Annotated in this window: 18 protein-coding genes and 1 riboswitch; of the genes, 11 read left to right on the top strand and 7 right to left on the bottom strand. The window is 36.7% G+C overall.

Annotated features, from left to right (window positions below; translation table 11 throughout):
• Positions 1-3: 3 nt before the first annotated feature.
• The 3 genes from PY093_RS09735 (at position 4) to PY093_RS09725 (ending at position 1,987) form a co-directional block, all read left to right on the top strand.
• A complete protein-coding gene (locus PY093_RS09735; protein WP_275645701.1) occupies positions 4-1,248 on the top strand; it encodes a hypothetical protein in 1,245 nt (414 codons plus the stop codon).
• Between the two features lie 20 nt (positions 1,249-1,268).
• Complete coding sequence (locus tag PY093_RS09730; RefSeq protein WP_275645700.1) at positions 1,269-1,568, top strand: metal-sulfur cluster assembly factor; 300 nt, start codon at positions 1,269-1,271, stop codon at positions 1,566-1,568.
• Positions 1,569-1,675: 107 nt separating this feature from the next.
• Positions 1,676-1,987, top strand: coding sequence for a metal-sulfur cluster assembly factor (locus PY093_RS09725; RefSeq protein WP_275645699.1), 312 nt, complete (start codon positions 1,676-1,678; stop codon positions 1,985-1,987).
• Positions 1,988-2,073: 86 nt separating this feature from the next.
• On the opposite strand, the gene yjfP is transcribed toward PY093_RS09725, so the two are convergent.
• Positions 2,074-2,838, bottom strand: a complete 765-nt coding sequence (gene yjfP, locus PY093_RS09720; protein ID WP_275645698.1) for an esterase — start codon at positions 2,836-2,838, stop codon at positions 2,074-2,076.
• Between the two features lie 320 nt (positions 2,839-3,158).
• Between yjfP and PY093_RS09715 the strand changes: the two genes are divergently transcribed.
• The 3 genes from PY093_RS09715 (at position 3,159) to PY093_RS09705 (ending at position 4,489) form a co-directional block, all read left to right on the top strand.
• Positions 3,159-3,974, top strand: a complete 816-nt coding sequence (locus PY093_RS09715) for a Cof-type HAD-IIB family hydrolase (RefSeq protein WP_275645697.1) — start codon at positions 3,159-3,161, stop codon at positions 3,972-3,974.
• Between the two features lie 161 nt (positions 3,975-4,135).
• Positions 4,136-4,285 (top strand): hypothetical protein, encoded by a 150-nt coding sequence (locus tag PY093_RS09710; protein WP_275645696.1) that lies wholly within the window; start codon positions 4,136-4,138, stop codon positions 4,283-4,285.
• Complete coding sequence (locus PY093_RS09705; RefSeq protein WP_275645695.1) at positions 4,286-4,489, top strand: DUF3813 domain-containing protein; 204 nt, start codon at positions 4,286-4,288, stop codon at positions 4,487-4,489.
• Between the two features lie 44 nt (positions 4,490-4,533).
• On the opposite strand, the gene PY093_RS09700 is transcribed toward PY093_RS09705, so the two are convergent.
• Positions 4,534-5,349: a BsuPI-related putative proteinase inhibitor gene (locus PY093_RS09700; protein WP_275645694.1), complete on the bottom strand. Its 816-nt coding sequence runs from the start codon at positions 5,347-5,349 to the stop codon at positions 4,534-4,536.
• 74 nt (positions 5,350-5,423) lie between these two features.
• Positions 5,424-6,260 carry a YitT family protein gene (locus PY093_RS09695; RefSeq protein WP_275645693.1) on the bottom strand — a complete coding sequence of 279 codons (837 nt, stop codon included), beginning with the start codon at positions 6,258-6,260 and terminating at the stop codon, positions 5,424-5,426.
• Between the two features lie 1,107 nt (positions 6,261-7,367).
• Between PY093_RS09695 and PY093_RS09690 the strand changes: the two genes are divergently transcribed.
• Both PY093_RS09690 and PY093_RS09685 read left to right on the top strand, forming a co-directional pair.
• Entirely contained in the window at positions 7,368-8,225 is an 858-nt protein-coding gene (locus PY093_RS09690; RefSeq protein ID WP_275645692.1) for a DegV family protein, read from the top strand.
• A 70-nt stretch (positions 8,226-8,295) separates the two neighbouring features.
• On the top strand, positions 8,296-8,427 hold the full coding sequence (locus tag PY093_RS09685; protein ID WP_275645691.1) for a DUF3941 domain-containing protein: 132 nt from the start codon (positions 8,296-8,298) through the stop codon (positions 8,425-8,427).
• A gap of 261 nt (positions 8,428-8,688) precedes the next feature.
• On the opposite strand, the gene PY093_RS09680 is transcribed toward PY093_RS09685, so the two are convergent.
• Complete coding sequence (locus tag PY093_RS09680; RefSeq protein ID WP_275645690.1) at positions 8,689-9,549, bottom strand: CvfB family protein; 861 nt, start codon at positions 9,547-9,549, stop codon at positions 8,689-8,691.
• 151 nt (positions 9,550-9,700) lie between these two features.
• On the opposite strand from PY093_RS09680, the gene PY093_RS09675 reads away from it, so the two are divergent.
• From PY093_RS09675 to metH, 3 genes are all read left to right on the top strand, one after another.
• Positions 9,701-10,192, top strand: coding sequence for a YajQ family cyclic di-GMP-binding protein (locus PY093_RS09675; protein WP_275645689.1), 492 nt, complete (start codon positions 9,701-9,703; stop codon positions 10,190-10,192).
• Positions 10,193-10,464: 272 nt separating this feature from the next.
• A riboswitch (SAM riboswitch) is annotated at positions 10,465-10,568 on the top strand.
• Positions 10,569-10,649: 81 nt separating this feature from the next.
• On the top strand, positions 10,650-12,494 hold the full coding sequence (locus PY093_RS09670) for a bifunctional homocysteine S-methyltransferase/methylenetetrahydrofolate reductase (protein ID WP_275645688.1): 1,845 nt from the start codon (positions 10,650-10,652) through the stop codon (positions 12,492-12,494).
• Positions 12,494-15,943, top strand: coding sequence for a methionine synthase (gene metH, locus PY093_RS09665; RefSeq protein ID WP_275645687.1), 3,450 nt, complete (start codon positions 12,494-12,496; stop codon positions 15,941-15,943). The genes PY093_RS09670 and metH overlap by 1 nt, the downstream gene beginning before the upstream one ends.
• Before the next feature lie 182 nt (positions 15,944-16,125).
• Here the strand turns inward: metH and PY093_RS09660 are convergent, their stop codons facing one another.
• From PY093_RS09660 to PY093_RS09650, 3 genes are all read right to left on the bottom strand, one after another.
• On the bottom strand, positions 16,126-17,163 hold the full coding sequence (locus PY093_RS09660; protein WP_275645686.1) for a LacI family DNA-binding transcriptional regulator: 1,038 nt from the start codon (positions 17,161-17,163) through the stop codon (positions 16,126-16,128).
• A 157-nt stretch (positions 17,164-17,320) separates the two neighbouring features.
• The gene (locus tag PY093_RS09655) at positions 17,321-19,687 is read right to left on the bottom strand and encodes a glycoside hydrolase family 31 protein (protein WP_275645685.1); all 2,367 of its coding nucleotides are present in this window, start codon (positions 19,685-19,687) and stop codon (positions 17,321-17,323) included.
• A 17-nt stretch (positions 19,688-19,704) separates the two neighbouring features.
• The gene (locus PY093_RS09650; protein ID WP_275645684.1) at positions 19,705-21,237 is read right to left on the bottom strand and encodes an alpha-amylase family glycosyl hydrolase; all 1,533 of its coding nucleotides are present in this window, start codon (positions 21,235-21,237) and stop codon (positions 19,705-19,707) included.
• Positions 21,238-21,272: the final 35 nt, after the last annotated feature.

Here is a 21,272-nt window from a genome sequence, read left to right as displayed (position 1 = left end):
AAAATGATTCCTAAGCAAAGCGGAAATGAAACCAATATTAAGCTGCCACTTTCATTTATCATTTTTAGTTTACTCGCTTTTATTATCTCACAGGTCATCATTCTCACATCAGGTGTAACAATTATTAACGGTGTTTTTCGAACCCCAAGTATTTGGGCTGCAGCGCATTTACTTATTCTTGGCTGGGCTTTAATGGTTGCCATGGGAGCGATGTATCAGCTTGTACCTGTTGCCTTTTTGACAGCGATATGGAATGAGCGATTTGGTTTTTTTCAGTTCGGGATTAGTGCATTAGGGATTACAAGTCTGTCAATATCACTTTTCTATTTTCCAGATCTTTTGCTATATGGTGGCACACTTACAGTAATCGGAATACTTATGTTCTTGTATCAAATGTTTATGACCATAAAAAAGCAAACAAATAAAAATGTGCTGACATTATACATTGGTAGTGCTTTATTATGCTTGTTGCTTACGATCTTATTAGGTCTTTTATTAGCCCTAAATTTGTCTACAGGTCAAGAAATTATGGAACATCTTACTATTTTAAAGAGCCATATTTTAGTAGGTGTGGCTGGTTGGTTTACACTTTTAATCTTTGGTTTTTCTTATAAAATGGTTCCGATGTTTTCGTTAGCGCATGGCTTTTCCATGAAGCTAAGTCATTGGGTGGTTTCTATTTACCTTATTGGATTAGTTACAACAGTTGGTAGCTTTATTTTACAACGTAACTACCTGTTCCAATTGGGATTATTGTTCTTAGCGATTGCGTTCGGCCTTTTTGCTTATCATATTTCTTTAATCATTAAAGCACGTCTAAAGAAAAAACTTGATAAGCCCTTTGTCTTCTCATTAATGGCTATTGGATTTGGATTTATCATTCATAGTAGTGCGTTTTTATTATCATTTTTCCCAAGCTACTATTCTTTCTTCGGAATACTAATTTATCTCTATATTTTCAACTGGATTGTCTTTAGTATCATAGGATATTTGTATAAAATTGTGCCTTTTCTTTGGTGGACACATCGATATAGTAAGCTGATTGGAAAAGAAAATGTACCAACCTTAAAAGAAATGATGAATGACAATGCAAGTATACCCATATTTTCAGGCTTTTTGATTGGAAGCATAGGTATTCTATTTGCTTATCTTTTTAATAGTCACATCCTTTTTCTTATTAGCCAAGGGATAGTAACCAGCATAACGATTACTTATTGTTTAATGATCATAAATGTCTTGCGAAAGTAAAAGTAATGGAGGTAATTCAAATGACAACAGTAGAAAAGATTTATGATGAACTAAAATGTGTTATTGACCCAGAGTTAAATATTAATGTTGTTGACCTTGGACTTATTTACGAGGTTAATGAAACAAATGGTGATGTAGTCATAAAAATGACATTAACAACACCTGGATGTCCACTCCACGATAGCATTGTGAGCGGTGTAAAGTATGCCGTATCTGAAGTAAAAGAAGTTAATAGTATTGATGTAGAAGTGGTTTGGGCTCCAGCTTGGTCTCCTGATAGAATGTCTGAAGAAGCAAAAAAACAACTAAGTGGCTACTAGTTTTAAATTATTTTTTGGGAACTGTATATAGTGAGTCAACTTATTTTTAATACAGACCGTATTTCGTTATACTTAAAATGAGATACCTTAATAAGGGAGTGAATCATTTGGATAAAGCACTTGAAGAAAATATCATGGGAGCGTTGGAAACAGTAAACGACCCTGAGCTTGGAGTCGACATTGTTAATCTTGGCCTTGTCTATGGGGTAGACATAGATGAGCTGGGTAAAACGACAGTTACGATGACACTTACTTCAATGGGTTGTCCTTTAGCCGGGGCTATTGTTGAGGAGATCAAAAATGTATTAAGCGATTTACCTGAAATCAAAGAAGTGGAAGTTAACATTGTTTGGAATCCACCTTGGACGAAGGATAAAATGTCACGTTATGCAAAAATTGCACTTGGAGTTAGAGATTAAAACAAATGTATAAGTAAATAATTTTTTATAAACCTCCAGGTAATCAATTTTATCTTTCCTGGAGGTTTATTAATTAGCAAATCAAATTATAAGTGTTTTTTAAACCATTCGACTGTTGCTAGTAATCCTTCTCGCGAAACCTTGTGATCTGCGTTATGGTCCACAATAAAGTTAATACGACTTTTGTCCTTATATTTTGTTTTAACTTGGTTATAAAATTCATATGTATAATGAAATGGTACAACCTCATCTAATTCTCCATGCCAAAACAAAAGTGGTCTTTCATCTAACTTTTGAGGCTGTAAGCTCAAATCATATTTGCGTAGCTTGTCAAACTGTGAATTTAATTGTTCATCCGTTAAAGGAATTGATAGACCTAATCGTTTGAGCTCAGCCAATTGCCCTTGTAAAAATTTCACACAATAAGGACTTCCCATTAAGCTTACAGCTGCCTTTATCCACGAATATTGAGTCATTGCCCCTAATGTCGTTATTCCGCCCATTGAAGTCCCTACTAAACCAATTCGTTCTGGGTCAATTATTCCTCTAGTTATTAGCTCATTTTTTAGTACTTCTAACTCTTCTATTTCGTTTGTTACTATATCCCAAAACTTAAAATTAAGTTCATCCTCAGACATTTTCACTTCTCGCTCACCATGATATAGAGCATCAGGTAATACAACGCGAAAACCCGCTTCCGCTAACAAATAACCATAGTGCAAATTATGTTCTTTTGCACTAGTGTACCCATGTATAAAAAATACTAATGGAAGCTTTTCATTTTTATAACTTTCTTTCACTAAATGCAGAACAGGTATATCAGATAACCTGCAATTTTCAATAAGGATCATTTTTTTAAACTCCTTTGGTTTTAGCAATGTAAGACTGAACATATAATTAATTGTAACACCATTTAAATATTTTTGGAAAAAATACACTTTATCCCGCACTAACGGGCAGTAATAACTGCCCGTAAAAGCCAGGCGATGATCAGGATTTGCAAGTAAGGCGTGCGCGCCCATTGCGTTATAAATTCAACTAACCTAAGTGGGGAATGAAAGAAAACCCCCACTAAGAAAAGTTTCCTTTATAAGTTTCATTAGTAATACCTTCCTGTTAATTGATTTGTAAAATGGTACAATTAAAATAAAGTAAACATAAAGGGGACATTATGACTAAACAACATTTAATTGCACTTGATTTAGATGGTACATTGCTCAAGGATGACAAAACGATATCTGAACGTTCAAAAAAGACTATTGAAGAAGCAAAGAAATCCGGTCACATCGTAGTAATTGCAACAGGGCGTCCATATCGCTCTAGCTCAATGTATTATAAGGAACTTGGCTTAACCACTCCAATTGTAAACTTTAATGGTGCCCTCGTTCACCACCCACTGCAAGATAAATGGGGAATGTACCATACTCCACTTGATTTACATATTGTGAAAGACATTGTCGAGGCTAGTGTTGACTTCGAAGCGAAGAATATTTTGGCTGAGGTTTTAGATGATGTCTATTTTCATCAGCATGACGAGAAACTCCTTGATATTTTTGGTGTAGGAACACCTAAAATTGAAACAGGTGACCTAAGAAAAATTCTGCTACATGATCCAACCTCTGTGCTTATTCATGCTGAGGAATCACAAGTTGACAACATTCGTAAGCATTTATCAGAAGTCCATGCAGAGGTCATTGATCATAGGAGATGGGCGGCACCCTGGCATGTAATTGAAATAATTAAATCTGGCTTAAATAAAGCCGTTGGACTTCAAAGAATCGCTAATTTTTATGGAGTTCCACAAGATAGAATTATTGCATTTGGCGATGAAGATAATGATCTTGAGATGATTGACTATGCTGGGCATGGGATCGCTATGGGTAATGCAATTCCACAGCTTAAAAACATTGCTAACGAGGTCACACTTTCAAATGAGGACGATGGTATTGCACTATATTTAGAAGAGTTATTAAACCTTAAGAAATAAGTATCTTCAGCTTTATGCTGGATACTTTGTTGTCAGAGTTTTTTCATTGTCTTTTTACCTATTGAAATTATTACCGTTATAACTACCGTGAAATACGGGACACTATTTAATGACGTTACTTCATGCGTCCTTTTTAGCTATTAATATAAGGGGGAATTCGAATGGGTAGCAATAAATCAAAACGTTTTGTCCAACAAGGTGTAGATGCATTGCAAAAGTATTCTGAAAAAATCCCTTATCATTCGACATATGCAGAAGCAGAAGCAAAGAAAGCTCATAATGTGGAAAAGTCTTCACTTGGAGGGGTTTAAATGGGGAACGAATTATTCAGACGAGCACGTGAAGCTGTCGCTATTGCTGAGCAGTCTGTAAATGGACAAGCTAATTTAAATTCCCAAGAGGCAATCGCGATTGCCAAAAATGAGCTGTCTTCGGCCTTTGCAAATTCGACAATAGCTGAAAAAGAACAATTACACAAAATGCAAGATCAGTTAGACCAGTTCCAATCTCACTAAAGTAACGGTAACAGGGGCATGACTTCATGTCATCCCCTGTTACCTTATTGAAACTGTTCTAACACTTCTAAATAAGAATTAACAACGGAACCGTCTTTTGCACTTCTTTCGAATAGATGTATTAAAAGTACACCATTTTGAGGTAGTTTATCTTTTGTAATATTAATCGCTATTTCGAATTTTGACCAAGTAGGCGCCCCTTCCCTTGCAGTCTGGACAGTTTCCGGAATGACGTAATTATGTCCATCCTCAACTGAGTAAAAAAAGCTAGCCTCAAATACTCTTGCTTCACCTGTAACATGATAAAATCCATCCTCACCAGTTACTTTTATATTTCGAAAAGCATTTGAATGCTGTGGAACAGTAAACTCTTTTTCTGCTTTTAACTTTTTGGAAGAAGTGGCTGAGATACCATTAACTTTTGATGCTACAACTGAAACAATCGCTTTGTAGTTCCCAGGCTCAACGCTCTCACCAGTCTGTGTTTTATAGTCCCACTTTTCCTGCCATACTTTTTTTTCACCTGGCTTTAAGATTAGATCTTTTATTGCCATTGTAAACATTTTATCGATAGAATAGCGGTACATTTCATTTCCAGACTCATCATTAATCACAATTTCAAACATTTGTCCGGAAGTGAAGGTTAGGGTAATATCCTTTTCCCCAGTATTTTTAAGAGCGATTAAAAGTGTTGCCGATTGTGTAGTAGTTTGGATATCAACACTTGTATTTAGGAATTCTAATGCATTTTGTTCTTGTTCCATTTTTCCCTCCCCTTGTTCTTGTTGCTTGGTAGTTTCAATAGTGCAACCTGTAACTACTAGTATACTCATTATAAAAAGCAAGAAGAATCGTTTCATTCAAAAACCACTCCTTCATTAATTCGATGTTATTCATAATATTAGTCGAATCTTTTCATAAAAAGGTTTCTTGATTAATCCTTTCTAAAGAATCCAAATATACCCGCTGTTTCTACAATATTGGTAAATGCACCAGGGTCTATCTCTTTAATTATTTGTTCTAAATCAAACAACTCGTAGCGTGTTATAACAATATACATCATTTCTTTACTCTCATTGGTGAACGCACCTTTTGCCGGAATGGTTGTTATACCCCTAACTAGCTTTGATTGGATGGCTTCCTTTAGTTCATCAGACTTTTTCGTAATTATCATTGCTGTAAGCTTTTCATGTCGTGTATGTATGGTATCAATCACACGCGTTGAAACATAAAGTGTTACAAGTGTGTATAACGCTTTTTCCCACCCGTATAAAAAACCTGCTGTCACAATGATGATAGAATTTAGCGTGAATAAATAGGTTCCAACAGGCTTATCCTTCATATGCGACAAAACCATCGCTACGATATCAAGACCACCCGTTGAAGCACCCCATTTCAAAGTAAATCCAATCCCTACAGCAGCTATTACACCACCGAAAACAGCATTTAATAAAATATCATTAGATACACTTTTTAATGGAATAATAGCTAGAAAAAAAGTAGTTGCTGCAACTGATAAAAAGCTATATAAAGTAAAGGATTTCCCAACCTTTCTCCATCCTAAAATGGTTACAGGAATGTTTAATAATAGTAGTAAAATACCAGTTGAAACATAAAAAGGTGTATAATCTTCCAATGACCTTGATATTAGTTGAGCAACACCGGTAAATCCACTAGCATAAACATCTGCTGGGATTAAAAATAGGTTCAAGCCGATTGCGTTTAATAGTGCACCTATGAGTACTACAAAAAGTTTTTTTATAAAAATCATATATCCATCCTCCAAAAACGAACTATCATCTATTGTATGTAATTATTATATTTCTTACCCTAATTTTACAGGGATAATTACTTACTTGAGTTTCGCACCTAGCAACAACGCGCGATTTATCCCTTATTTTAACGGAACAAAAAACAAGAAAGTCCGCATGAACACAAGGTTTTTGGTATGATTAAGGAACCTTACCAAATCTACCAAAAAGGGCGTGTTATCATGCGGACTAACTTGAATGAAATCCAAAAACTGGTAAAAACTCAAATTTAGTAACCAGTGATCGTTAAAATAAGAGGAGATTTTCCGGTTAAACTGCGTAATAAGGCTTGGTTCGGGGTATATAAGCGGAGGTTTTCCGCTTAAGCAATGCAAAATGATCCATTTTGACGTTTTTTGTGTAAATAGTCGGAATCCTTCCGTCTATTTAAGCTATTTTAAGTGCTATTTCGTAATTAAGGGAAATTTCTCCGCTTATTTATTAAACCATGCTGATTCCCTCATCTATTGGTCCTTGAGGGTTCGCTCTGAGGTCAAACAATATCTGAAGTTTGGACAGTGTAAACCCTAGGATTTTGACGCCCAAATTAGCCATGTGACCACCACCTATATCCTCTATGTGTTTTCTTGCCTATTTTCGCAGGGTCAATAATTATGAGACACTTGGAGGCCTATTTGAACATGTCAAAGACGAGATGATTGAAAAAATTTAGCCGAAAGGTTAGGGATATGTTCGAGGAGCTTCTGCAGGCAGTGATCACGGCAGGTAGCAGACTCTGGAACGGTCGACATCAAAGAGTTCAAAAACTCCCCAGAATATCAATTTCTAAAGGGAGTTATTTGAAGACTAATTATTAGGTAAACAATTATTTCAAGAGGATAAAGCTGCATTGGCAATTAAAATGGAATAATAGACAAGACTTATATAACAAGGGTTTTAGGCAGGATTATGAGTTAGAAAATCCTGTTTATTAAGGGTGCGAAACTCAAGTTACTTAAATGACATATTAAATACAACATAAGCAAGAATAAGATAATCTGATTTACTATCTAGCCTAGAAAAGATACACTAAAAGAAAAACTAACGTTTAAAGGACGTGATAAAAAATGCACATTAAAATATTAACTGACAGTGCTAGTGATCTCCCTTTACATTTTTATAAAGATAATGATGTGACCATGTTTCCATTAGTTGTACAATTAGACGGACAAGATTATGAAGATCTTATTGGAATACAACCTGCACAGGTTTTTGTTGCTATGAAAGAGGGAAAAACCCCAAAGACTTCCCAGGTGTCACCACACCATTTCAAAGAAGTATTCACTAAACTAGCCCAAGACAAAATACCTGCTATTTATATTGCATTTTCATCGGAATTATCAGGAACCTACCAAACTTCAATCATGATAAAAGCAGAGGTAGAAGAAGAATACCCAGATTTAGATTTAACAATCATTGATACAAAATGTGCATCTTTAGGGTTTGGTATGGTTGTTAGGGCTGCAGCAGAGCTTTCAGGTAAAGGTGCTTCAAAGACAGACATAATCGAAGCGATCACGTTTAACAGTACACATATGGAACATATCTTTACTGTTGATGACTTAGAATACCTTGCTCGAGGTGGGAGAGTGAGTAAAGCCTCAGCATTTGTTGGCGGCCTGCTAAACATTAAACCACTCTTACATGTTGAAGACGGAAAGCTTATCCCTCTTGAAAAAATTAGAGGTAAAAAGAAGGTTATGAAACGTATCATTGAAATCATAGGTGAGCGTGGAAAAGACCTCAAAAATCAAACAATTGCAATAAGTCATGCAGATAACGAAGAAACGGTTCTTGAGCTACAAGAACAACTTAAAGAGAAATTCGGTTGTGAATCATTTTTTGTTAATACCATTGGGGCAACCATTGGGGCACATGCAGGACCAGGGACAATCGCAATCTTCTTTCTTAATGAAACTAACTGACACTTTACATAGTTTATAAATCCATTGGAAAAGCTAACTACGAAATAGCTAAAAGGGAGTGTATGCTACTATGTCGACAACTAGTGATAACGACAAAAAAGCAAAAGACAATAACGCTAAACGCCATGAAAAAAATATGGAGCGAGAAAAGAACCGTCAGCGTGGAGAAAGACAATATTCTAAGAAAACTGATCATGTATAAAAGAAAAGCGCAGGGCGCCCGCCTCGAGGAACGTCGACTAAAACCCGCCACGTCCTGTGGCGAACGTCGACATCAGCACATCCTGTGCAATTCAAGCATAAGACGAGCTGTCTGGAAGGTTGTTCTTTGACCTTCCAGACGGCTTGGCTTATACCATAGAGCCGATGGCGCCTGGAGCTAGACACCAAAACTATATTCAATTTCTAGCTGATACCGAAAAGACCCTCTTAAAAACTCAAAAGAGGGTCTTTTCTCTATTCTCTATTCCTTTTTAAAATAGGTCCACCCATCTTCTTGGTAAACCTTTTGATCCTTCATCAATCTACCTAAGGCACGTTTAAATGCTGCTTTACTCATAGTAAAACGTATTTGAATATCATCCGGATCACTTTTATCCCAAAACGGCATTGAGCCGCCTCTTTCTTCCATATAGGAATAAAGCTTCTGTGCATCTTCATCTAGAACTTCATGTGATCTGCTCAGCAACGAAACATTAACAGAGCCATCTTCTTTCACATCAACAACCCTGCCTTCTATTTTTTGTCCTAATCTAGGTTCGCGAACTCTTTGCGACTCATGAATAAAACCAATATAGTTCTCTTCGGTAATAATAAATGTACCAACAAGTAGCAGTCGATAAACCCTACCGGTTATATTTTTGTTAAAAACTGTTCTAGGAGCATGTTCGGCGATTTCACGAATGGCCTCCTCTGTTCCTAATCTACCGAACAATCTACCATGTTTGTCGGTCTTTAAGGAACAATACAATTCATCCCCTATTTCTGGCCATAAATCATAAATTTCTGGAAGATCATCCTTTGAAACAAGGATATCTTTTCGAATCCCGATGTTTACGAAAACACCAAGCTTATGTTTGACCTCTACTACCTGGGCCCAATCATATGTATCAATATCGATTGTCGGAATTGTCATTGTAGCAGCTAATCTTCCCTGATGATCCTGGTACAAAAACACTGTTTGACGTTCATCCTCATTAAAATCATCTGTTATATCACTTTTATGAAGTAGTACATCCTCTTCGCCATTTGTTAAAAAATAGCCGAACTCCGTATCTCGATCTACAGATAATGTAACTACAGTACCCGCTTGTAATGTTGTCATATTTAGCCTTCTTTCCTAAATTATCTAGGTAATGTTCTTTTCTAATCGTTGCCTAATCAAATTGTAATTATAACACTTTTCCTCCATAAGTTGTCCTTCCTTGATAATTTTACTATAATCAAACTATACAATACATATTCGGAGGTTTAAAATGTCTAAAGAAAGTTCATTTGACGTCGTTTCTAAAGTAGAATTACCTGAAGTATCAAATGCTATTAGCATTGCATTAAAAGAAATCCTAAATCGGTATGATTTCAAGGGCAGTAAAAGTGATATTTCATTAGATAAGGAAGAACTGGTCCTTGTTTCAGATGATGAATACAAATTAGAGCAATTAAAAGATGTACTCGTTTCAAAATTGATCAAACGTGGGGTTCCTACTAAGAACATTGATTATGGAAAAATCGAAAAAGCATCAGGTGGCACCATCCGCCAACGAGGCAAACTTGTCCAAGGTATTGATAAAGAAAATGCAAAAAAAATTAACGCACTAATAAAAAACAGTGGCCTAAAAGTGAAAAGCCAAATCCAAGACGATCAAATCCGTGTAACCGGTAAAAATAAAGATGACTTACAACAAATCATGTCAGCCATTCGCAGAGCAGATCTACCGATAGAAGTACAATTTTTAAACTTTAGATAAAGGTGAACCTTCTTCCCTCACTGATTGTCAGTTGAGCCTATAACGCTAGGAAGCGTGCACGTCCTGTGCGTCGTCGGACCTTAAGGGGAAGTCCCCCCTCACCTAAACATTCGCATTCTCCAAGTTTTGAGGTGGGTGGTTTACTTCCACTTAAGCGTCGGATAAAAAAATATTCAAAAAAATCTTAATAATCCCTTGCTTTATATAATATAATTAGATAGAATTTACTACTATACAACTTTAATGCATTAAAATTACTAATTAAATAAAGATTCTTATCTAGAGTGGCGGAGGGACTGGCCCTACGATGCCCGGCAACCGTTCCAAATGGAATTGGTGCTAAATCCAGCGAATTCACAAATTCGAAAGATAAGGAGAGCACTTAATAACCAACAAAGTCTTCTTCTTCTAGAAGGCTTTTTTTCTTTATAAATAATTACACTAAGGGGGAATGATCATGGGCATGCTCGAAGATTTAAAAAACAACATTTTAATAGCCGATGGAGCGATGGGAACCCTCCTCTACTCCCATGGAATTGATAGCTGTTTTGAAGAATTAAATCTATTAAACAAGGCTGAAATTGAAAAAATACATGAAGCATATATAAATGCAGGGGCAAACGTTATTCAAACCAACACCTATGGAGCCAACTATCCCAAATTATCTCGGTACGGGCTAGAAGACTCCGTAAAAGAGATAAATCTTTCAGGTGTTCAGTTGGCAAAAAAAGCGGCAAAAAATAAAGCATACGTCCTTGGTACAATGGGTGGAGTTAGAAGCTTCAAGAAAAATACAATTTCAATTGAGGAAATAAAGAGGAGCTTTCGTGAGCAACTATTTTATCTTTTATCTGAAGATGTTGACGGTATCCTTTTAGAAACATTTTATGATTTTGAGGAATTAAAAACTGTTCTCCAAATTGCTAGAAAAGAAACAAACAAACCAATTGTGGCCAATCTATCACTGCATGAGATAGGGGTTCTTCAAGATGGGACACCTTTAGCAGATGCCTTTTTAGAGTTAGAACAACTGGGAGCAGATATTGTCGGATTAAACTGTAGATTAGGTCCGCATCATATGATTCGTTCTCTTGAGGAAGTACCAATTCCTAAGGATGTCTTTTTATCGGTCTACCCGAATGCAAGTTTACCAGATTATCAAGATGGTAGGCTTGTATATGAAACAAATGAGAGCTATTTCGCTGAAAGTGCCTTGAAATTTCGTGAGCAAGGTGCCCGACTAATTGGTGGTTGTTGCGGTACCTCTCCAAAACACATTGAAGCAATGGCGAAAACCTTAAAAGGATTACGACCAATCACTGAAAAACTAGTAAAAAACCGGCCTGTAGAAATTAGTGTATCAAGTGCAGATTCTGATTCGACTCCCCCACTATACGAAAAGGTAAAACAAAATCGTTCAGTTATAGTTGAGCTTGACCCTCCAAAAAAACTAGGACTTTCAAAGTTTCTTGAAGGTGCTAAAGCATTACAAAAGGTGGGAATCGATGGACTTACGCTCGCTGATAATTCTCTGGCATCACCACGTATTAGTAATGTTGCGGTTGGGTCCATCTTAAAACAACAATTAGATATGAAACCTTTAATTCATGTAACCTGTAGAGACAGAAATCTTATTGGCCTACAATCACATCTTATGGGTTTACATACTCTTGGTATGAATGAAGTTCTAGCCGTTACGGGGGATCCTTCAAAAATTGGTGACTTCCCTGGTGCTACCTCAGTTTATGATTTATCTTCGTTTGACTTAATCGGTTTAATTAAACAGTTTAATGAAGGCATCTCGTATTCTGGAAACCCTTTAGGGCAAAAAACAAACTTTTCAATTGCAGCTGCATTTAATCCTAATGTTCGACATCTCGATAAAGCAGTCATTCGCTTAGAAAAGAAAATATCATATGGTGCGCATTATTTTATTACTCAGCCTTTATATAGTGAAAGTCAAATAATCGACGTTTATGAGCACACTAAACATTTAACTACCCCTATTTATATAGGGATTATGCCATTGACAAGTGCTAGAAATGCAGACTTTATTCATCATGAAGTTCCTGGAATCACTTTATCTCAGTCTATTAGAGACAGAATGAACGCAGTAAACAATGATCCAATTAAATCAAATCAAGAAGGTATTGCAATTGCTAAATCACTTATTGATGCAGCCTATGACTTATTTAATGGTATTTACTTAATTACACCATTTTTGCGATATGAAATGACGGTTGAATTAACAAAATACATTCATGACAAGCAACTTGCCCTCAGTAGAAAGGCGGTACATTAATGGTTAATGCTATTTTAGAACAACAGATTCAAAAGAAGATACTCGTTATCGATGGCGCAATGGGAACAATGATTCAAGATGCTAACTTAACAGCGGCAGACTTTGGTGGAGAAGAATATGACGGATGCAATGAGTACTTAACCATCACGGCTCCTGAAACAATTAGATATATTCATGAAGAATATCTAAAAGCAGGTGCAGATATTATTGAGACAAATACCTTTGGTGCAACAAGCCTTGTTTTAGACGAATATAATTTAGGCCATCTTGCCTTCGACCTAAATGAAAAGTCTGCAAAACTCGCAAAAGAGATTGCAATTAAATTTTCTACTCCAGATTGGCCAAGATTTGTCGCAGGCTCTATGGGACCAACGACTAAAACTTTGTCTGTAACAGGTGGAACTACATTTGATGAATTAATCAAAACATACGAAGAGCAAGCACGAGGCCTTATAAGGGGAGGAGCAGATTTACTGCTACTCGAAACAAGTCAGGATATGCTTAATGTAAAAGCTGCCTATATTGGGATTAGTGAAGCATTTAAGGAAACGGGGCTAACCCTTCCCTTAGTCGTGTCAGGTACGATTGAGCCAATGGGTACAACTCTTGCAGGTCAAAATATTGAAGCCTTCTACTTATCCCTTGAACATATGAAGCCAATTGCTATTGGACTAAATTGTGCAACAGGTCCTGAATTCATGACAGACCACATCCGTTCTCTTTCAAGCCTTGCTAATACTGCAGTAAGCTGTTATCCAAATGCAGGGCTACCAGATGAAGAAGGTCAATATCATGAATCACCGGAATCTTTAGCTCGGAAACTTAGAGGATTTGCCGAAAAAGGTTGGTTAAATATAGTCGGTGGTTGCTGCGGAACTACTCCAGACCATATAAAAGCGATCGCAGAGGTAGTCAAAGATATCAAACCAAGAGGATTACCGAGTAGCTCACATCCTCATGCAATATCTGGAATTGAGCCATTGATCTATGAGGAAAACATGCGTCCACTCTTTGTTGGAGAACGTACTAATGTTATTGGATCGAGAAAATTCAAACGCCTTATCGCCGAAGGGAAATACGAAGAAGCATCTGAGGTTGCACGTGCGCAAGTAAAAAACGGAGCACATGTAATTGATATTTGTTTAGCAGATCCTGATCGGGATGAGTTAGAGGATATGGAAAACTTTCTTCAATATGTTACGAAAAAAATTAAGGTGCCACTTGTTATAGATTCAACCGATGACAAAGTAATAGAACGTGCTCTTATTCATTCACAAGGAAAAGCAATTATTAATTCTATTAATCTTGAAGACGGTGAGGAACGTTTTGAAGCTATAGTTCCCCTAATAAAAAAGTATGGAGCAGCAATCGTTGTCGGTACAATAGATGAAATAGGTATGGGCGTTTCTGCTGACAGAAAGCTAGAAATCGCATTGCGTTCACATGATTTACTTGTTAACAAGTATGGTCTTAACCCTAAAGATATCATTTTTGATCCTCTTGTATTCCCTGTCGGTACAGGTGATGAACAATATATCGGCTCAGCAAATGAAACAGTAAAAGGAATTCAGATGATAAAGCAAGCATTACCCGACTGTTTAACAGTATTAGGAATCAGTAATGTATCCTTTGGTCTACCACCAGTTGGTCGTGAGGTTTTAAATGCAGTTTACCTCTATCACTGTACCCAAGCAGGTCTTGACTATGCGATTGTTAATACGGAAAAGCTAGAACGCTTTGCTTCCATTCCAAAAGCAGAAATTAAGCTAGCCGAGGATTTACTATTTAGAACAACCGATCGTACATTAGAGCACTTTACTGATTTTTATCGTGGAAAAAAGAAGGAAGTTAAAATTAAATCTTCAACTATGACGCTTGAAGAACGCCTTGCCTCTTATATTGTTGAAGGGACAAAAGAAGGCCTTTTACCTGATTTGGAACTTGCTTTAAAGCAATATAGTGATCCTCTGAATATAATAAATGGTCCACTAATGGCTGGTATGTCTGAGGTTGGAGTCCTTTTTAACAATAATGAGTTAATTGTCGCAGAAGTATTACAAAGTGCGGAGGTTATGAAAGCATCTGTCGCATTTTTAGAACCACATATGGAAATAAAAGCAGACAGTAATGGAAAAGGGAAAGTTCTACTTGCTACGGTAAAGGGCGATGTTCATGACATTGGAAAGAATTTAGTCGACATTATCCTAAGTAATAATGGCTATAAGGTTATCGACTTAGGAATTAAAGTAACACCGCAGACCTTAATCACAGCAATACAGGATGAGAAGCCCGATATTGTAGGCTTATCTGGTTTACTCGTTAAATCGGCTCAGCAAATGGTCGTCACTGCTCAGGATCTACACCAGGCAGGTATTTCAACTCCTATCTTAGTTGGAGGAGCTGCCCTTTCTAGAAAATTTACAAATAATAAAATTGCTCATGAATACTCAGGTCCTGTGTTATATGCAAAGGATGCTATGGATGGATTATCTTTAGCCAATCGTTTACAAAACAAAGAATCATTTGACGAAATCATAACGGAACTTGAACAAAAACGGAGTGCACAACAAGCGGATGTAATTAGCGAACCAATAAAGAAAGATCATTCTATAGCGGTTATGAATCGTTCAACTGTCTCGACTACAGTAAAAGTGTTCAAACCAGCAGATCTGAAACGTCACTTATTACGAAATATTACGATTGCTCAAATTGAACCCTATATAAATATGCAAATGCTGTTAGGACATCATCTAGGGTTAAAAGGTAAAGTTGACCAACTACTTGAGACAAAAGATGAAAAAGCAGTATTTTTAAAAGATACCGTAGATAAGTTGCTTACTAAAGTTAAGAACGAAGAACTTATCACGCCATCTGCCGTCTATCAATTCTTTCCAGCTCAAAGTGATGGCGAGTCGGTTATTATCTATGATCCTAATGATGAAAAAACGGTTATTAAAAAATTCACTTTCCCACGTCAGCAAAAGGGATCCTACCTCTGTCTTGCAGATTACCTGAAACCTGTATCAAGTGGGGAAATGGATTATGTTGGATTTTTCGCAGTAACTGCAGGTAAAGGTATACGTGCACTTGCTAAAAAGTTTAAAGATGATGGAGATTTCTTACAAAGTCATGCTATTCAGGCATTAGCACTTGAACTTGCTGAAGGTTTTGCAGAAAGAGTACATCAATTAATGAGGGATCAATTAGGCTTCCCTGATGGTCCTGATTTCACAATGAAGGACCGCTTTTCGGCCAAATACCAGGGACAGCGCTTCTCATTTGGATACCCTGCTTGTCCAGATCTAGATGACCAGGAAAAGCTTTTTGAATTGCTTAAACCCGAAGACATTGGTATTCAGTTAACAGACGGTTTCATGATGGAACCAGAAGCATCTGTTTCAGCTATTGTGTTTGCACATCCAGAAGCAAGATATTTTAACGTACTTTAGATATATGCGTACGGGTCAAATCCATTTTGGGGTTTTGACCCGTATTTAGTTTTCTACTCATCATAATTTTTATCATTGCTAATAATAAGTGCTGGTCTTTGTTTCTTTGCAGAAGCGTTTATAAAAGGGAAACAGCATTAACAAAGCGAAGCAAACAGCTATATCCTGTCCACTTCGCTTCTTTAAATTATTGGCATTTTATTAACTACACCACATGATTGTCTCTTTATAACTTTATATGGCACAATAATACGTTTTACTGTTTCGTTAGGATTTTCCGCTAGCTGTATTAAACTTTTAGCTGCTTCGTAACCCAACCGAAAAATATTAATGTCTACTGACGTTAACGGTGGTCTAGATATTTCTGTTAAAAGTACGTTATTAAAACTAATCACAGAAATATCCTCCGGGACAACCTTACCCATTTCATCAAGCTTACCCAATATTCCCAGTGCCATCAAGTCATCAGCAACAACCAGAGCAGTAGGAGGCTCTTCTAAAGACAATAACTCTGTAATCGCCTCTTGGCCACCTTCTTTTAAAAATTCTTCATGGCTAATGTATTCATCTCGGTACGTTAGACCCGAATTTCGAATAGCCTTTTCATATCCTAATAATCGATCTATTGTCACAACAAAATTTAAGTTTCCACCAACAAAAGCAATTCGTTCATGACCTAAACCAATTAGGTATTCTGTGATTTCCTTAGAAGCTCGGTAATTATCATTATCTACATGATTGATTTCCTCTATATTTTTATACGGTTTTCCAATTACAACAAAGGGGAAATTTCTTTTTTGTAAATAAGATACAACTTCGTCATCAAAGCGCGAGTATAAAAGAACGACTCCGTCAACTCGACGTCCCTGTACCATTTGGATGAGACCGTCAAAAATCTCATCTTCAGTTTCACCTGTTGACATATGCAATGAATATTGTTTTTCATGTGCTCCCTTACTAATTCCGCGAATAACTTCTGGAAAGAAAGGATTCTGAAAGACTTTATCTGCTGAACTTGGCATAACTAGCCCAATCGATTGTGTTGACTTACTAGCTAAGCTCCTAGCTATAAAATTCGGATGATAACCTAGCTCTTTCATCGCTTCTCTTACTCGCTCTTTTGTTTTATCACTAATCCGAGGATTGTTGGCAATTACTCTAGATACCGTTGACGGAGCAACCTTAGCAAGTTTTGCTACATCTTTAATTGTAACTGTCATCAGAACGCAACTTCCTCTCTTTCGGCAACATCCATTTTAATTTATTTTACTATATTTCTTATTCAAATGAGTGGTTTTACACAAAATTATTAGTTCCACTTTATTCCTGTAAAAGATAGGTGAAAGAGTCATATCTGACACCCTAATTGGCTAAATATCAAAGGATACAAGTCACTACATTTACTTTTCTATCATACTCTTTTTCACTGATCTCTTTACCGTTCACATTTACTTTCAAATTTTCTGTGCTATTGTGTAGTTTTAGCTCTAGGTGTTTCCATGTTGGTGTGTATGATCCTTCGTCTTCAATTGTAAGTTCTAACTTATTTTGCTGAAACTCTGCTTTTATTGTTTTACGAAGAAATGCACCCTTTTCATAATCAAAGGTCTTGCCATCATCTTCATATAGTGTAAAGAGAGAAGACCCTTCTGAACTGGTATAGAGATGAATCGTTAACTTTTCATCAATATAGTCTGATGATTGTTTAACTTCACCATGAGCAATCATCGTTCCTTGTTTTATAAAAATCGGTAGTATTTCTAAATCTGCTTGGATAAGGTGATGTGTACCACCTTCTAGCACTTCGTCTGTCCAATAATTCACCCAAATATCCTCAGGTAAGTAGACAGCACGGTGGGTTGTGCCTGGAGTCATAATTGGTGCAATGATGACATTATCACCAAACATAAACTGATCTGATAAATTAAATGTATGTTCATCATTTGGATACCCCATCATTAAAGGTCGTACTACAGGAGTTCCTGTTTCATTTGCTTCTGCAAACAAACTGTACAATTGAGGCATCCATTGATATCGAAGCTGGATATATTTCTTAATAACCTCTTCGTATTTTACCCCAAATGACCATGGCTCTTGTCTGGCAAACCCTATAGCACTGTGGTTACGGAAATATGGAGTAAATGCTCCAACTTGTGTCCATCTAGCTAAAAGCTCACCATTTGAATCATGTGCAAAGCCCCCAACATCAGGACCTGTAAAAGGAATACCAGATAATCCTAAATTCATCACCATAGGCAATGACATTTGAAGATGCTCCCAAAAGCTACGATTGTCACCTGTCCAGACAGCCGCATATCTCTGCACACCAGAATAACCAGCACGGGTCAATAAAAATGGTCGTTTACCAGATAACTGCTTTTTCATTCCCTCATAGGTCGCTTCACCCATCATTAAACCATAAATATTATGAAGCTCTCTATGAGTACGTGGGTCACCTTCATTATCATGCAATACTTTTAAATCCATTGTCTTTGTTTCATTAAAGACTGCTGGTTCGTTCATGTCATTCCAAATTCCTTCAATCCCTAAATCAGTATAAAATGAATGCTTATCTCCCCACCATTCACGCGCTTTCTTCGTAGTGAAATCCGGGAAAGCACTGTTTCCAGGCCATACCTCACCAAAGTATATATTTCCTTCGATATACTTACAAAATAGATCATTTCTAATACCCTCTTGATATATTTTATATTCTGGATCTTCCTTAACTCCTGGGTCAACGATTGGTACAATGCGAATACCAGCATTTTTCAAATCCTTGATCATTTTATCAGGTGTTGGGAAGCGGTCCTTGTCAAAGGAAAAAACACGATAGCCATCCATATAATGTATATCAAGGTAGATTACATCTAATGGAATGTTTTTTTCTAAAAACGTTTTGGCTAATTCACGAACCTCTTGCTCTGTTTCATAGCTATAACGTGATTGATGGTAGCCTATCGCCCATTTTGGCGGGATTGGCGCCCTCCCAGTCAGGTCTGTATATTGCTCAAGGACAGCTTTGGGAGTTGGCCCTGCTAGTACATAATAATCTAATTGCCCTCCCTCAGCATGAAAGGAAAATGTATCTGTTTCTGTTCGTAAATCAAACGTTGTTTTAAAGGTATTATCAAAGAAAATTCCATGGGCATTTCCGTTTCGCAAAGTCATAAAATAAGGAATTGACTCATACAACGCATCTGTTTCTGGATTATGGGGGGCATACACATCTGTGTTCCACATTGTCATTTTTTCGCCACGTTTATCTAAGAACCCGCTTTTTTCACCAAAGCCATAAAAATGATCATTTTCAGACATCTCCTTAAAACAGATCACTTCACGATTTTCTTTGTACCCCATTCCTTTTACCGTTTCTCTGACTAACAGTGTACCAGTTCCATCATAAATACTTACCCGAAATGGAGTCTTTAAGATTTTAATGGCTAATTTCCCAGTAGAAAGGGCGATCTCCACTTCGTTTTCGACAACTTCAACATTAACTTTTTCTGGCTCTTTTACTAATGCAACACTCGACTTTACAGATGGTTTCTCAAAAGGATTCATAATAATACGTACAATATCTTGCCTGTAAAATAAAAGTGTGACATAGCCGGCATCACAAGAAAATGTATAGACCCCTTTTGTCTCCTCAAAGTTTAATAAATTGCCGACATCATGATATGTTGTATTTTCCAGTGTTTTTTTTTGCCCTGGATGAATCGCAAAACTTGTATCTTCTAACATACTTTACCTCCATGTTACTAATCCTTTTTCTTTAGTCTCCTTCTATTCAGTAAGAAAAATCCAACTGTTGCGAGAGGAACTAGAATAAAAACGCTAATAATAGGAATATTTGCACCTTGTTTTTCAGTAAGTACATAAACCTCTGCCAATTCACGGTCTAATATAATTGTGTATCCATCCGAATTTCCAGGGATAACATCATCAGTTAATGTTCCTGTCAATTGCATATTAGGCTCAATAACCTCATTTGAAAGGTCAAACCTTTTTGATTCGGATGAATTGTTGATTGCGATAATAATTGTGTTATCTTCATTTGTTCGTTTAAAAACAGCCATTCCTTTATCATCATGAAGTAATTCGAAATCGCCTTCAGTTAATGCAGAATTATTTTTTCTTAGGTTACTTAATTTAGTTATATAATTTACTAACTCATCGTCGGTACGAAAATCCATTAATCTTCTATTATCAGGGTCTTCTCCACCATCCATTGCAATTTCGGTGCCATAGTACACAATTGGAATGCCAGGTGCTGTGTATAAATATGAAAGAGCGAGCTTTAATCTAGTTATTGGATTCTCCTGTTGTTGTAACGCTCTTCTAGTAAAACGAACATTGTCATGGTTATCAATGAAATTCCCAAGTATATAAGGATTTTCATAAAGAGTCTTATTTCGTTGCCAGACTGTATCAAGACGATCTAAAGATTGATCTGGGGAACTAAACACCCGTGCAGCTTCATTAAAAAAAGGATAGTCAACTACAGAGTCAATTCCCGTTTTAGTATAATCTGCTACATAACTTGGATCATCATCCCATACCTCACCAAGTAAAAAGAAATCTTCTTTTACTGATTTTACGGCAGTTGCAAACTCTTCCCAGAACCATTTTGGTACATGACGTACTGTATCGAGACGATACCCATCAATATCTGTTTCTTGAATCCACCATTTTGCAACCTCTAGTAAGTATTCTTTTGTTTCAGGGTTTTCTTGTGCCAAATCAGGCAATCCATATAGTTGTCTGTTTTCAATTTGTTCTTGACTATTCCAATTGATAATATCTTTTCTTTCATGAAACCAATCCTGTTTGTCAGGATCCTCTAACCATGGGTTTTGGTAGCCTGTATGATTAACAACAAAGTCAAGGACTACCTTTATATCACGTTTATGAGCCTCATTGACTAGCTCTTTGAAATCCTCTAGAGTTCCAAAGTTTTCTTCAACTTCATAAAAGTCTTCGGTCCAGTAACCATGGTATCCCTTCGGTTCATTTTTAAAAATAGGTGTTAACCAAATTGCCGTAAACCCCATCCCTTTTATGTAGTCAAGTTTTGCTGTTATCCCTTTTATATCTCCACCTTGATAGGCTTTTGGGTCATTACGGTCTACCTCATAATCATTTGTAGGATCACCATTATTAAAACGGTCCACCATAATAAAATACATTATTTCTTCCTGCCAACTACGTTCTTCATTTTCTACGGCTTGAACCGGCAAGGCGTAAAAAAGAAGAAACGGAATTAGAAACAGTGATATCACACGTTTATTCATCTCCGCTCCCCCTATTCATCATTTTTATATTCACG

It is taken from the genome of Cytobacillus sp. S13-E01 (genome assembly GCF_029193815.1).
In the GTDB taxonomy this organism is placed as follows: Bacteria; Bacillota; Bacilli; order Bacillales; family Bacillaceae_L; genus Bacillus_BV.
The sequence above is the reverse complement of the archived record's forward strand: the minus strand, read 5'-3'. Positions and strand labels throughout refer to the sequence as shown.

Coding starts and splice junctions, on each gene's coding strand:
- PY093_RS09675 (WP_275645689.1), top strand. CDS start 9,701: ATGTCTAAAGAAAGTTCATTTGACGTCGTTTCTAAAGTAGAATTACCT.
- PY093_RS09655 (WP_275645685.1), bottom strand. CDS start 19,687: ATGTTAGAAGATACAAGTTTTGCGATTCATCCAGGGCAAAAAAAAACA.
- PY093_RS09705 (WP_275645695.1), top strand. CDS start 4,286: ATGGGGAACGAATTATTCAGACGAGCACGTGAAGCTGTCGCTATTGCT.
- PY093_RS09715 (WP_275645697.1), top strand. CDS start 3,159: ATGACTAAACAACATTTAATTGCACTTGATTTAGATGGTACATTGCTC.
- PY093_RS09710 (WP_275645696.1), top strand. CDS start 4,136: ATGGGTAGCAATAAATCAAAACGTTTTGTCCAACAAGGTGTAGATGCA.
- PY093_RS09730 (WP_275645700.1), top strand. CDS start 1,269: ATGACAACAGTAGAAAAGATTTATGATGAACTAAAATGTGTTATTGAC.
- PY093_RS09690 (WP_275645692.1), top strand. CDS start 7,368: ATGCACATTAAAATATTAACTGACAGTGCTAGTGATCTCCCTTTACAT.
- PY093_RS09685 (WP_275645691.1), top strand. CDS start 8,296: ATGTCGACAACTAGTGATAACGACAAAAAAGCAAAAGACAATAACGCT.
- PY093_RS09680 (WP_275645690.1), bottom strand. CDS start 9,549: ATGACAACATTACAAGCGGGTACTGTAGTTACATTATCTGTAGATCGA.
- PY093_RS09695 (WP_275645693.1), bottom strand. CDS start 6,260: ATGATTTTTATAAAAAAACTTTTTGTAGTACTCATAGGTGCACTATTA.
- metH (WP_275645687.1), top strand. CDS start 12,494: ATGGTTAATGCTATTTTAGAACAACAGATTCAAAAGAAGATACTCGTT.
- PY093_RS09735 (WP_275645701.1), top strand. CDS start 4: ATGATTCCTAAGCAAAGCGGAAATGAAACCAATATTAAGCTGCCACTT.
- PY093_RS09660 (WP_275645686.1), bottom strand. CDS start 17,163: ATGACAGTTACAATTAAAGATGTAGCAAAACTTGCTAAGGTTGCTCCG.
- PY093_RS09700 (WP_275645694.1), bottom strand. CDS start 5,349: ATGAAACGATTCTTCTTGCTTTTTATAATGAGTATACTAGTAGTTACA.
- PY093_RS09670 (WP_275645688.1), top strand. CDS start 10,650: ATGGGCATGCTCGAAGATTTAAAAAACAACATTTTAATAGCCGATGGA.
- PY093_RS09650 (WP_275645684.1), bottom strand. CDS start 21,237: ATGAATAAACGTGTGATATCACTGTTTCTAATTCCGTTTCTTCTTTTT.
- yjfP (WP_275645698.1), bottom strand. CDS start 2,838: ATGATCCTTATTGAAAATTGCAGGTTATCTGATATACCTGTTCTGCAT.